Raw genomic sequence first — 12,751 nt, forward strand, 5'->3', positions numbered from 1 at the left:
TTGATTGATCAATAATAATCGTTGAGCATCACTTCTGAGAATACGAGCTGATAAGACAAAATTCAATTTCTTCCATGAAAATAAAAGAAAAAAATATTCAAATAACAATGGTCATCATTACTTTAGTGATGACCATTTTACGTTTTTTATTCAATGAGAAAGGGCGCGTAAATCCTGATTCCATAAGGTATATGAGATTTGCTCATGTCTTTCCCACTATTGATAACACCACAACTCCATTAGGTTATCCTTTAAGCATTAAATTTTTTACTTTATTTGGTCTGGATGAATTCTGGGGCAGCAAAGCAGTAGGAATTGCTGCATTTTTATTCATCATCTGTTTTTGCTGGAAAAAGAAATTTTATCAGAGAGAATCCATTGTTATAAGTGCATTATTTAGTTTTGTTTCTACGTATGCCTATACCATGAGTGAGGCGCTGATCCTTCCTTTTGTATTCCTATTTTTATACACCGCACATCTTGTGATTACGGGCAAACTGGAAAAAGGGAAAGCTATTTTCTATCTTTCCTTATCTCTGATCGCTCTTTATAATATCCGGTACAGTGCTTTATTTATCATAGGAGCTACAGGGCTTTTCGGACTGATTTTCTGGAAGCGAAAGTATTCACGAACTTTTATTATTTCTGGCGCCATAGGACTTGTTTTCATCGTCCTGTACAAGTTTTTGTTTATCGATTACTTTAACGAAAATTATGTCAAGCAATTTCTGGAAATGGGACTGCATCCGACTTCACAGTTGTTGGTTGAACTTTTCCAGGGACTTGCCACTTCTTTCAATCCGTTTGTGCATATTGCCAATCCGGGTGGAGGATTAATAAATTATGCTATTTATGGAATCGGAGTGCTGAATATTGCACTCATGATCTACCTGTTCACCAGAAAAAAACTTACGGAAACAGAATCTTTTTTTATACTGATTGGAATTACCGGTATTATCTGTTCCTATTTTATCCAATATTTTTATTCCGTAATTCCAATAGATTATAGAATTCTGGCTCCTTTTATTCTGCCGCTGTGGCTTTTATATTTCAACAGACTCTTTGAACTTTTCAATACCAAAGTGTATGCGATCGGTGCATTAAGCTTATTATCAGGAATGGCTTTTACCTGGCTCTCCAAAGGAAATTACCTGGAAAACAGAAAAGCAATATCCACTTATTTAAAAAGTGAAAACCTGGATCAGATACCTATACAATTTTTTGTACTGAAGGACGATAATCTGGAAGAAATACGTGTTGCAGAACTTATCAGCACTGTAAATCCCCGTATTACGCTTACTTTCAAACCTAAAGATAGCTTGCAGAGAACGACTTTAACCCGGTATAAAGTTTTTCAAAAAATTAAAATCGACAAGAACAAATACCAATAATTTTATTATCTTTGGTCAAAGTTAAAACATTAAAAAAATGAAATTACCTAAGTTTTTATTAGCAGATAATTCAGAATTTCCAGAAGATTTATTCGTAGTACACACAGAATATCCAAGATTTATTTTAAACGTTGAGGAAGAAGAAGTTGAGTGGCTGGATGATTTAGAAGGTGATGATGAAGAGACCATGGCAGATGAGGCTACCAAAGTAGTAGAAGCTGCTTTCAAATGGTGTGACGAAGAGTTGGCTAAGTACGACGAGGAAGAGGAAGATTAATACATAATTCTCTAAACATAAAAAAGGAACTCAATTGAGTTCCTTTTGTTTTATTCAGCTTTATTGAATTTCAATAATAAAAGATTGTCTTTGTATAGTTCTAAGGTATTGCCGGAAACTACATATTTATTAGCTTTTCCGATCATATCCATGAAGTTTTGTTCTACGGTCATATTATCACACATCATTCTTGTAGAACCCATTTGCCCTGCAGTGAAGTTTCCTGTAGCAGCATCCAGTTTTATCGTTCCAAAATAATTATTACATCCTGCGTTTCCGTTAATTTTTTCCCCTTCAATACTTAAAGTCGGAATTTTACCTTTTACATTATCTGCCAACGTCCATTTTGTATTGGTTAATGAAGGTTGGGCCTTTCCTACTTTCGAAGCAGACGGGCTCGACATGGTACCACACGATGCCAACATTGCAGCTGCACATATACTTAAAAAAAGATTTTTCATTTTTTTCTTTTTTGATTTACTCAAATTTACGGAAATTATATTATCTAAACGGCTTTCAAAAGATTTTATTATGTTTAGTAATCTATCTTTCGGTAATCTATTTCGTGTACAGAACAACAAAATCACCTCTCAAAATATTTGGATTTTCTTTACGATAAGAAACAATAGTCTGCTCAATCCGTTTACTGCATAAAATAAAAAAAACGGGCTTTAGCCCGTTTCTATTGATCTGTTTTAATTCTTTTTAAGACCGCAATTCTGCATTAAACTCTTTTTGGAAAGATTTGATCAGAGAGTCCATTACTTCTGAAATCTCTTTTTCTTCCAACGTTTTTTCTTCATTTAAAAGCTCAAAACTCATCGCGTAAGACTTCTTGCCTTCCGGTAAGTTTTTACCCTCATAAACATCAAATAAGTTAATGCTCTTAATGAATGGCGATTTATTCTTTTTAGCAGTCTGATACAGCTCCTGATAATTAATATTCTTATCAATAAGCAATGCCAAATCTCTTCTTATTTTGTTGAATTTAGGAATATCTCTGAACTTCAGTTCATTTCCTAAGCGTAATTCCTGAGCAAATTCCAGTTCGATTTCTGCGTAGAAACAATCCTGGTCGATATCGAAATCTTTCAACATTACAGGAGATACTTTTCCTATTCTCACCAATACTTTTCCATCTGCTTCATAAGCTACTGCATCAGAGAATCTTTCATCTGTTAAAGCTGTTTCTCTATAATCAATGGAAAGTCTTTCCAATAAAACCTTTACATAGGCTTTCAATCGATAGAAATCTGTAGCTGATTTTGGCTGCTGCCAGTTTTCTGCCGCTTCTCTTCCTGAAACTAATATGGCCAGTTGTTTTCTTTCTTCGTATCGTTCTCTTTTATGATAAATTTTCCCGAATTCGAAGAATTTAATATCCTGATTCTTTCTGTTGATATTGTAGATTGCATTCTGAAGAAGACCTTCCAATAAAGATTTTCTCATGAAAGCAAGATCACCGCTTAAAGGATTCAGCAGTTTTACAGCATCTTTTTCATCTTTTACAGAAGTCAGTGAGTTGTTCATCACTTCATTGAAACCAAGGCTCTGTAAGGTTCTTGCCCAGTTGCTTTCCAGCTCATCCTGATCGTTGGCATTCTGTTTAACAGGGGTAAACGAAATTTTTTGAGGAGCTTCAATCTTATTGTAACCATAAATTCTCAGAATCTCTTCAATAACGTCGATTTCTCTGGTTACATCTGCTCTGTATGCAGGAACAGAAATTTCAAGTCCATTCTGAATTTCATTTAACACCTGAATTTCAAGGGCTTTTAAAATTTCTTTTACTTTTTCTCTATGGATTTTTGTTCCTAAAATCTGTTCGATTTTAGAGAATCTGATGATCACATAATGATCTTCTATTTTCTTTGGATATTCTTCCAGCAGCTCTCCTACCAGTTTTCCACCGGCAAGTTCCTGAATCATTTTTACAGCATGCGTAATGGCTGTTCTTGTGATATTAGGATCAACCCCTCTTTCAAATCTGAAAGAAGCATCTGTATTCAATCCGTGGGATTTGGCAGCTTTTCTTACAGCTACCGCATTGAAATAAGCACTTTCAAGGAAAATAGTTTTGGTTTCCGCAGAAACTCCGGAATGGGCACCACCAAAAACTCCTGCAATACACATCGGAGTATCTTTTCCGTCCTTGATGATGATTTCAGAACCGTTTAACGTTCTTTCAACTCCATCTAAAGTTGTGAATTTAGTTCCTTCTTTTACCGTTCCTACTTTAACTTTTTTATCAGCAATTTTATCTGCGTCAAAGGCGTGAAGCGGCTGTCCCAATCCATGAAGAACATAGTTGGTAATATCTACAATATTGTTAATCGGGTTTAATCCAATCGCTTTGATTCTGTTTTTTAACCAAGCTGGTGATTCCGCTACTTGTACATCTTCAATCACAGCACCGATATATCTTGGAGTCAATTCTTTATCTTCAACTTCCAGGGTAAAGCTGTGGGAACCTTCGTTATTTAATACTTCAGAAGAAATTTTCTCAAATTCTGATTTCTGCTTATTGGTTGAAAGGTAAGCAAACAGATCTCTTGCCACCCCATAATGAGACATCGCATCCGTTCTGTTTGGTGTTAAACCGATCTCAAAAACATCGTCATTTGTCAATTCAAAATAGTCTGCAAAATTCTTTCCGACTTCATACTGAGTTTCATCCAGTACCATAATTCCACCGTGATCTTCACTAAGACCTAATTCGTCTTCAGCACAGATCATCCCCTGTGAAACTTCCCCTCTGATTTTCGCTTCTTTAATCTCAAAAAAACTTCCGGTTTTGTCATAGATTTTTGTTCCAACAACTGCTACAGGAACCGTCTGCCCTGCCTCCACATTGGGAGCACCGCAAACGATGTTCAGTACTTTCCCGTTACCTACCTCAACTGTTGTTTTCTTTAGCTTATCTGCATTCGGATGTTTTTCGCAGGTTAATACTTTCCCTACGACAATACCTTCCAAACTTCCTTTTATGCTTTCAAATTTATCTATTCCTTCAACCTCAAGACCAATATCAGTAAGGAATTCACCGATTCTTTCAGGTTTCAATTCCGTTTTTATGTAATCTTTCAGCCAGTTATTTGATATCTTCATCCGTTTATTTTGAAAATTTTATTTGAATTTTTGTCCCTACAAATGTCGTGTTTTTTTGAGAAATAGAGAAATTTAGAAGGAACTTTAAAATAATACTTTTATCAGCTCATCATTTTTATTTCTCCTGTTGTTTTTTACATAATCACACGTGTTTAAAGATCAGGCATACATTAACTTTCTCCATCACTCCTCACACAATATTACGAAATAGTACCTATTTTATTTTAGTCCCGCTTATACCTGTTGCACAACCAAAAAAGTATCTGTCATAAGTAACTTCTAATCCATTCTGTTCAAAAATTGCCTGTAATAAACTGCTGTTTCCGAACTTTTCCGTGTAGATCCACAACATTTTATAATCACTTGGATCACCTAAGAATATTTTGCCCAGTAAAGGAACTATTCTGCCCAGATAGAGTTTATAAAAGAAAAATAAAATAGCATTTTCAGGTTTTGATACTTCTACAAAGCTAAATCTACCTCCAGGTTTAAGAATTCTGCTGACCTGTTTTGCTAATATTTCAATTTGTTCTGTATTGAATGTTTTCAATCCATAAGCACAAGATATAATATCATAATGATCGGAAGGTAAGGTGTTTTGTAAAATATCTTCACACATCAGATTCAGTTTTCCTTTAAAAAGATGTGCAGATTTTTTTTTAGAATTTTCAATCATCTGTTCTGAAAAATCCAACGCAGAAAAACTCGCATTGGGAAAATGATTTTGTAAAAAACTCCAATTCTCACCAAGCCCAGAAAGAAGATCAATGACATGAAGCTTATCTTGGGATCTTCCTAATTTAGCAAGGAACTGACGTCTCCAGCGGATAGAAAAGCCAAATGAAGTGATATAGTTCATCCTTTCATAAGAAGCTGACATATGGTTAAAAAGTTTCTTAACATAGCCAGGATCGTAAATATTTTTCATCAAATATAAAATTATTAAATAAAAAAGAGATCTTGAAAATCAAAATCTCTTTTTTTTATTACTTATTCCTTAATGATTACAATCCTATTACAGGCATTGATAACATCAGGATATTTTCGTTGTCTTCAAGACCATCTAAAGGCTCGATGATTCCCGGTCTGTTCGGTTGAGACATTTTCATAGTGATATCATCAGAACTCAAAATAGTCAGCATTTCTGTTAAGAATTTAGAGCTGAATCCGATATTGATATCTTCTCCGTTATAGTCGCAAGGAATCTGCATATCTGCTTTGTTTGCATATTCAGTGTCTTCAGCATGAAGGTGAAGAATATTGGCAGACAATTTAAATCTCACCTGGTTGGTAGATTTATTAGACATGATAGAAGCTCTTTTAATTGCTCCTAATAAAAGATTTCTGTTGATAGTCAGTACATTCGGGTTTTCTTTTGGAATTACCGCAGTATAGTTAGGATATTTCCCATCAATCAATCGGCAGATCCAGATGTGTTTCCCAAAAGTAAATTTAGCCATATTCTCGTTGAAGTCGATTTTCACGTCTTCATTGGAGCTTGCTAAAATATTTTTAAAAATGTTTAACGGTTTTTTAGGCATGATGAATTCCATGGGTTCGGCATTCATCAGGTCCATTCTTTTGTATACTACCAATCTGTGTGAGTCTGTAGAAACAAAATTCGTTTCATTCTCACCAAATTGGAAAAGAACACCTGTCATTACTGGACGAAGAGAGTCGTTACTCGTAGCGAAAAGGGTGTTTGTAAGGGCTTCAGACAAAACTCCGGCCGTCATGGTCACACTTTGTGAAGCATCAAATTCCGGCAATTCCGGGTAATCATCAGCATTATCCAATGCCACCGCGAAATTATCTTTCTCATCTAATATCTCAAGCTGACTTCCCGTTCCTTCTGCATTATCCTTTACAGCTAATGTCAGAGGCTGTTCGCCGTACGTCTTGATAAAATCCTGAAAAATTTTAGCAGGAACAGCAAATTTCCCAGCATCATCGGATTTAACATCTAATGAAGTTACAAGGGTTGTTTCGCCATCAGATGCTGTAATGGTAACTTGAGTTTCGTTTAACTCAAAAAGATAGTTTTCTAAAATCGGTCTCGATTGAGAGCTTGATATTACGCCACTTACAGTTTGCAAAGCCTTCTGCAGTTCACCACTTGAAATAATAAATTTCATAGATTTATAAAATAAGTTTGTACAAATATAACAAATAGATGTAAGAATGAAAAAAATAATGTATAGTAGTTTTTAACAAACATCATTAATTTGTTTTCAGGCCTGATATTACATTCAAATTTTTGCCATTATTCGTTTTAGAATTAAAAATATTCACTTTACAATAGCCGGTGGCTATTTTTTTATTTACGAAAACCAATCCTTTTTGAACAGGTATGGATATCATTTATCCTTTTAAACTTATGTAAAAGCTTTATGCTACGCATCAATACTTCTTTCTTATGTTGATCTCAATGGCAATCAAAATACATATCTTATATTTGCTAAAAAGAATTCATGCGAAAGCCGCCTATTCATAGAAGTTTTATCAATGCTTTACGAGGTGTTTTTTATATGCTGCAATCGGAAAGGAATTTCCAGATTGAATTTCTGGCCCTTTTGATCAATCTTTTTTTAATTTTCTACTTACCGCTTTCGGGGCTCGACACGATTCTCATTCTTGTGGTTTCTTTCGGAGTTTTAAGCGCTGAAATATTCAATACCGCGATAGAAAAGATCTGTGACATCATTCAGCCTGATTTTGATAAAAGGATCGGCTTTATTAAAGATATTTCGGCAGGAGCTGTTATTTTGATGGCAATAGTATCCATTATAGTAGGAATTATCGTGTACTGGAAGTATATTGTAGATGTATTGAGTTAATTCTTTATTATATTAAAAATATCCCCTTCATTATTGTAAAACTACTTTCCTACATATATAAATCCCTTATTCCCGGATTTAAAAGTAATTTCGATTCTTTGGTAATCGTCTACTTCGTATGCATCCGCCTGCAGAATTTCTTTTTCTGTAACTTCCAAAAGAACACCTTCCACTTCATCTTCCTGATTTCCGGAAAACTCCAGCATCGGATGGTATTTCTCCCCGCTCTTCCGTAAGACTTCGGGATCGGTAATTTCAAGCATTCTGATCCTGTAGTCTGATAAAAAATCCTTTTTTCCTTTAAGAATTCTTCCAAATGTTTCAAGCTGTACCTGCTCTTTCTGCAGGGTTCCGTATGAAAATAAATTGGGCATTATAAATATTTTTCTATGATTGGAATCGCTATTTCAGCCATCATTCCGTATCCTTTTTCGTTGGGATGTACACCGTCCTCAAAAAGGAGAATCTCTCTGTCTTCAAGAAACGCAGTATAAAAATCAATATAGATCAGGCCGTTTTCAATTGCGATATGCTGCAGAATCTGGTTGTATCTTATCACATCTTCGTTTATCCTTAGTTTTCCTGAAGCGGCCACTATTCCATCTACCTTTTGGGAAAAAGGTAAAATACTTACCAGATAGATATCATTGGAAAACTGTTGTGCATATTCTACAGCTGTTTGTATGTTGTTTCTGAACTGTTCCGGATCTACGATCTGTTTTCCGTCTTTTACTGCCAGATCATTAGCTCCATATCCTATAAAAACAATATTTCCGTCTGCAGCATTCCGGGCGTTCAATTCATGGGGCATTCTTTTGAGAAGACCTTCCGTTGATTCTCCACCAATTCCTAAATTAAAAAGAATCAATTCATCACTTCCTTCGTGGAATTTTTGCAGTGCGTATCTTTTCAGAATATCTACCCAGCCACCAAAAACACCGTCATATTCACCGTATGTAATACTGTCTCCGAAAAACAAACCGTATCTTATTTTTTTCATTTGTGTTATGTATTTTTATGTTTGTAATGAAAATATATTACTCTAAGATAAGGGTAATATTTTTATGTGATTCGATAATTTCGATCAGAATATCAAATAAAGTTTGCCCGTTTCCGGCCATCAATTCATCCAGTTTTTGTTGAATTAATTCTGTATTGAAAGGTTTTCCCTGGTTGATTTTGTGTTGATAAAAATCACGGGTTGATTCAAAACCTAATTCGTTTTTTGATTTCTCAGCGTCTTTCCAGATCAATTCCACTTCGTCTTTATTTTCAAAGACTCCGAATCCTCCGTATAGAATATCATCGAAACCGTCCAGAGTTCCGACTTTCCAATCTGTATCTTTCATCAGGACACTGGATACTTCGTCGTAGAATCCTGACAGGGTAGAAAAAAGGCCGCCATTAATGACGGCCATTTTTTTATGATGTTTATTTGAAATATTCGACACCGTTTTTAAAGATGTTATGGTAATTGGCAGTAGGAATATTTTTCATCAACCCTTCTGCAAACCGTTCAGGGTGTCCCATTCTTCCATAAATTTTCCCACACTCACTGGTAACTCCTTCTATTCCGAACAATGAATTGTTTGGATTAAACGGCATTCCGTGAGCAATATTTCCATCGAAATCGATGTATTGTGTGGCAATCTGTCCGTTTTTATACAATCGTTCAAGTTCTTCCTGTGAAGCCATGAAACGTCCTTCTCCATGAGAAATCGGAATAGTGAATACCTGATCTTTCATTCCTTTTAACCAAGGGCTGTCATCATTGATTACTTTTACATTCACCATCTGAGAGATATGTCTTCTGATGGCATTGTGTGCAAGGGTTGGAGAATTTTCATCCAGATCTCTGATCTGTCCGTAAGGCAACAATCCTGATTTAACCAAAGCCTGGAACCCGTTACAGATTCCAATGATCATTCCGTCTCTTTCCAATAATTCGTGAACGGCATTTTTCATCTTTTCGTTTTTCAGAACATTGACGATGAATTTTGCAGAACCATCTGGCTCGTCTCCCGCAGAGAATCCTCCAGAGAATGCCAGAATCTGAGACTGTCCGATTTCTTTCACCCATGCATCGATGCTTTCATCAAGCAATTGATGATTGATATTTTTAAGCGGAAGACTGCTGACTAAAGCTCCTTCTTTCTGGAATGCATTCAGTGTTTCATATTCACAGTTGGTACCCGGGAAAACCGGAGCGAAAACTCTTGGCTGGGCAATACCGTGTTTCTTAATAATGATATTTCTTGGGTTAACTGAATTTAGTTTTTCATCCAGTTCAACCGTTAATTTTTCTTTTTCAACCGTTGGGAAAAGGGTTTCAAATGTTTTTGTATTTGCTTCAAGTAATTTTCCAATACTAAACTCAAAAGTGTTGATTTTCAAAACACTAGAATCCTGAACTTCACCAATCAATTGAAGATTATTAATATTCAATTCTTCTGTAGATTCTATGAGTAAGCTTCCTATATTTTTTGCTAATATAATGGTCTCATCAGCAAGGGTTACTGTTGCTCCCAATCTGTTTCCGAAACTCATTTTTGCTAAAGCAACTGCTACTCCGCCTTCTTTCACGGTCTTCACAGAAACCACTTTTCCAGCTTTAATATTTTCAAAAACACTATCGAAAATTGCTTTTAAAGCTTCGTAGTTTGGAAGTCCGTTTTCCTGTGGAATGTGGTTGAAGAAATACAATTTATTACCGGCCTTCTTAAATTCCGGAGAGATAATATTTTTCTTTTGTCCGTCTGCACACGCAAATGAAATCAAGGTTGGAGGAACATTAAGATCCTGGTATGTTCCACTCATGGAATCTTTACCTCCAATTGCAGCCAGTCCAAGATTGATTTGAGCATCATATGCTCCCAACAATGACGCCAATGGTTTACCCCATTTTTCAGGATTCTGACCTAGTTTCTCAAAATACTCCTGGAAACTTAAGCGTATGTTTTTGTAATCGCCACCCATTGCAGCGATTTTAGCCACACTTTCCACTACTGCATAAGACGCTCCCAATAATGAGTTTTGCTTCGAAATACCGGCATCAAATCCCCAACTTGCCAGGGAAACGGTTTCTATATCTTTAGCTCCCAATATCGGCAGGGTCTGCACACTCCCTTCCATCAGGGTCTGCTGATACTTACCTCCTAAAGGCATCGCAACGGTAGTCCCACCAACTGAACCATCGAACATCTCCAACAGTCCTTTTTGGGAAGCTACGTTTTTATCGCCTAGAATCTTTAAGAATTCTTCTTCTGAGAATGCAGTTTTTTCTGATTTCAGTTCTTCAAGATGGGTAATTTTCACCTCCTGATTTTTAGAACATCCATTGGTCTCTAAAAATGCTCTTGAAAGATCAACAATCTTATTTCCCTTCCAGAACATCTGCATTCTTCCTGAATCGGTCACTTTTGCTACTTCTACGGCAACAATGTTTTCGTCTTCACAGAATTTGATGAACTGTTCTTTATCTTTAGGTTCCACGACAACCGCCATTCTTTCCTGAGATTCAGAAATAGCAAGCTCGGTTCCGTTCAAACCTTCATATTTTAATGGTAATACATCGAGATTAACGTCTAATGAATCGGCAATTTCACCGATTGCCACAGAAACACCTCCTGCTCCAAAATCATTGGATTTTTTGATCAGTCTCGTTACTTCCGGATTTCTGAATAATCTCTGGATTTTACGTTCTTCAACGGCATTTCCTTTCTGAACTTCCGTAGACATGGTATGGATACTGTTTTCGTCCTGTACTTTAGAACTTCCGCTTGCTCCCCCAACACCGTCTCTTCCTGTTGCACCTCCTAAAATAATTACAGAGTCGCCATTTTCAGGTTTTTCACGTCTTACCCAGTCGATAGGAACTGCTCCGGCAACGAACCCAACTTCCATTCTTTTGGCTTTGTAGCCTTCGTCATAGATCTCGGAAACCATTGTAGTGGCCAGACCGATCTGATTACCATACGAAGAGTAACCGTTGGCAGCCTGTTTGGTAATTGTTTTCTGCGGTAATTTTCCCGGTAAGGTCTGATCAACAGCCTCCAATACATCGGCAGCACCTGTTAACCTCATTGCCTGGAATACAAATGATCTCCCGGACAATGGGTCTCTGATCGCGCCTCCTAAACATGTGGAAGCTCCTCCGAAAGGTTCAATTTCCGTAGGGTGATTGTGGGTTTCGTTTTTGAATAACAGATACCATGGCTCTTTTTTTCCATCGTATTCTGCTTCAATCTGGATGGTACATGCATTGATCTCGTCAGAAACAACAAGATTCTCAAGGTTTCCTGTTTTATGGAAATATCTTGCACATACTGTTGCCAGATCCATTAAGGAAATAGGCTTCAATTCACGGCCCAGGAATTTTCTTTTTTCAATATAGTCGTTGAAAATAGTATCTAATGTATGCTTAAATTGTCCTTCAAACTGAATATTGGATAGTTCAGTTTCAAATGTGGTGTGACGACAGTGGTCGCTCCAATAAGTATCTAAAACTTTTAATTCTGTTTCTGTAGGGTTTCTATTTTCAGTTTTAAAATATTCCTGAATGAATTTTAAATCGTCTAATTCTAATGCAAAACCGTGACTGTTATAGAAATCTTCCAATTCGGCATCATTGAACGTAATGAAATTTTCATGAATCAAAACCTCTGATGGAATTTCATCTGCAGGAATATTCAATACGGAAAGATCTTTTTCCTGAGATTCTACTTTATTGATCAGCAGTTCTTTAATTTTGGCAAGGTCAGCTTCTGACGCTCCTTCCAACTGGATCAGTCTTCCGCTTCTTACTTTGGATTTTTCATTCCCCGTAAGCAACGCTATACACTGCTGCGCAGAATCGGCACGCTGATCATACTGGCCCGGCAAAAACTCCATCGCAAAATGGATCGATTGTGCAGGATTTTCTGTATGCAAAATATCAGTAACAGGGTCTACGAATGTGCTGTTGACCACTTTCCCGAATTCACCTTCCTGTAATCCGAAAATGTCATACACATTGTATACTTTTATATTTTTGACTGATGGAGCTACTGCTTTTACCTCATCAAAAATTTTTGGACTTTCTACATCGAAAACTCCCCTTTTTTCTACGAAAATTCTTTTGTTATTAGACATTAGATGCC

General features: G+C 36.3%; 11 protein-coding genes. 3 read left to right on the forward strand and 8 right to left on the reverse strand.

The genetic code is table 11. The features are described from left to right. The first annotated feature begins 74 nt into the window (after positions 1-74). Together IW15_RS12980 and IW15_RS12985 are read left to right on the forward strand one after the other, a co-directional pair. On the forward strand, positions 75-1,391 hold the full coding sequence (locus IW15_RS12980; RefSeq protein ID WP_034711774.1) for a glycosyltransferase family protein: 1,317 nt from the start codon (positions 75-77) through the stop codon (positions 1,389-1,391). A gap of 37 nt (positions 1,392-1,428) precedes the next feature. Then, entirely contained in the window at positions 1,429-1,668 is a 240-nt protein-coding gene (locus IW15_RS12985; protein WP_002977986.1) for a hypothetical protein, read from the forward strand. 50 nt (positions 1,669-1,718) lie between these two features. Here IW15_RS12985 and IW15_RS12990 read toward each other — a convergent pair whose 3' ends face one another. The 4 genes from IW15_RS12990 to dnaN all read right to left on the reverse strand — a co-directional run bounded on the left by IW15_RS12990 (position 1,719) and on the right by dnaN (position 6,911). Continuing rightward, complete coding sequence (locus IW15_RS12990; protein ID WP_034711775.1) at positions 1,719-2,129, reverse strand: META domain-containing protein; 411 nt, start codon at positions 2,127-2,129, stop codon at positions 1,719-1,721. A 244-nt stretch (positions 2,130-2,373) separates the two neighbouring features. After that, complete coding sequence (gene pheT / locus IW15_RS12995; protein ID WP_034711776.1) at positions 2,374-4,776, reverse strand: phenylalanine--tRNA ligase subunit beta; 2,403 nt, start codon at positions 4,774-4,776, stop codon at positions 2,374-2,376. A gap of 214 nt (positions 4,777-4,990) precedes the next feature. Beyond that, positions 4,991-5,704, reverse strand: coding sequence for a class I SAM-dependent methyltransferase (locus IW15_RS13000; RefSeq protein ID WP_084681427.1), 714 nt, complete (start codon positions 5,702-5,704; stop codon positions 4,991-4,993). A 76-nt stretch (positions 5,705-5,780) separates the two neighbouring features. Beyond that, positions 5,781-6,911, reverse strand: a complete 1,131-nt coding sequence (dnaN, locus tag IW15_RS13005) for a DNA polymerase III subunit beta (RefSeq protein ID WP_034711779.1) — start codon at positions 6,909-6,911, stop codon at positions 5,781-5,783. 336 nt (positions 6,912-7,247) lie between these two features. Between dnaN and IW15_RS13010 the strand changes: the two genes are divergently transcribed. Next, positions 7,248-7,613 (forward strand): diacylglycerol kinase family protein, encoded by a 366-nt coding sequence (locus IW15_RS13010; RefSeq protein ID WP_034711780.1) that lies wholly within the window; start codon positions 7,248-7,250, stop codon positions 7,611-7,613. A gap of 41 nt (positions 7,614-7,654) precedes the next feature. Here IW15_RS13010 and IW15_RS13015 read toward each other — a convergent pair whose 3' ends face one another. From IW15_RS13015 to IW15_RS13030, 4 genes are read right to left on the reverse strand one after another with little or no spacing between them, the layout of a single operon-like run. After that, positions 7,655-7,987: a gamma-glutamylcyclotransferase family protein gene (locus tag IW15_RS13015; RefSeq protein WP_034711781.1), complete on the reverse strand. Its 333-nt coding sequence runs from the start codon at positions 7,985-7,987 to the stop codon at positions 7,655-7,657. Continuing rightward, the gene (locus tag IW15_RS13020) at positions 7,987-8,613 is read right to left on the reverse strand and encodes an SGNH/GDSL hydrolase family protein (RefSeq protein ID WP_034711782.1); all 627 of its coding nucleotides are present in this window, start codon (positions 8,611-8,613) and stop codon (positions 7,987-7,989) included. The genes IW15_RS13015 and IW15_RS13020 overlap by 1 nt, the downstream gene beginning before the upstream one ends. Positions 8,614-8,650: 37 nt before the next feature. Further along, positions 8,651-9,064 carry a ribonuclease inhibitor gene (locus IW15_RS13025; protein ID WP_051882013.1) on the reverse strand — a complete coding sequence of 138 codons (414 nt, stop codon included), beginning with the start codon at positions 9,062-9,064 and terminating at the stop codon, positions 8,651-8,653. After that, a complete protein-coding gene (locus IW15_RS13030; RefSeq protein WP_034711785.1) occupies positions 9,045-12,743 on the reverse strand; it encodes a phosphoribosylformylglycinamidine synthase in 3,699 nt (1,232 codons plus the stop codon). The genes IW15_RS13025 and IW15_RS13030 overlap by 20 nt, the downstream gene beginning before the upstream one ends. Positions 12,744-12,751: the final 8 nt, after the last annotated feature.

Origin of the sequence: Chryseobacterium soli (assembly GCF_000737705.1) — a bacterium.
GTDB lineage: Bacteria > Bacteroidota > Bacteroidia > Flavobacteriales > Weeksellaceae > Chryseobacterium > Chryseobacterium soli.

What these genes read in the sequence shown, in the direction of transcription:
- IW15_RS12980 (WP_034711774.1), top strand. Translation starts at nt 75, where the DNA reads ATGAAAATAAAAGAAAAAAATATTCAAATAACAATGGTCATCATTACT.
- IW15_RS12985 (WP_002977986.1), top strand. Translation starts at nt 1,429, where the DNA reads ATGAAATTACCTAAGTTTTTATTAGCAGATAATTCAGAATTTCCAGAA.
- IW15_RS12990 (WP_034711775.1), bottom strand. Translation starts at nt 2,129, where the DNA reads ATGAAAAATCTTTTTTTAAGTATATGTGCAGCTGCAATGTTGGCATCG.
- pheT (WP_034711776.1), bottom strand. Translation starts at nt 4,776, where the DNA reads ATGAAGATATCAAATAACTGGCTGAAAGATTACATAAAAACGGAATTG.
- IW15_RS13000 (WP_084681427.1), bottom strand. Translation starts at nt 5,704, where the DNA reads ATGAAAAATATTTACGATCCTGGCTATGTTAAGAAACTTTTTAACCAT.
- dnaN (WP_034711779.1), bottom strand. Translation starts at nt 6,911, where the DNA reads ATGAAATTTATTATTTCAAGTGGTGAACTGCAGAAGGCTTTGCAAACT.
- IW15_RS13010 (WP_034711780.1), top strand. Translation starts at nt 7,248, where the DNA reads ATGCGAAAGCCGCCTATTCATAGAAGTTTTATCAATGCTTTACGAGGT.
- IW15_RS13015 (WP_034711781.1), bottom strand. Translation starts at nt 7,987, where the DNA reads ATGCCCAATTTATTTTCATACGGAACCCTGCAGAAAGAGCAGGTACAG.
- IW15_RS13020 (WP_034711782.1), bottom strand. Translation starts at nt 8,613, where the DNA reads ATGAAAAAAATAAGATACGGTTTGTTTTTCGGAGACAGTATTACATAC.
- IW15_RS13030 (WP_034711785.1), bottom strand. Translation starts at nt 12,743, where the DNA reads ATGTCTAATAACAAAAGAATTTTCGTAGAAAAAAGGGGAGTTTTCGAT.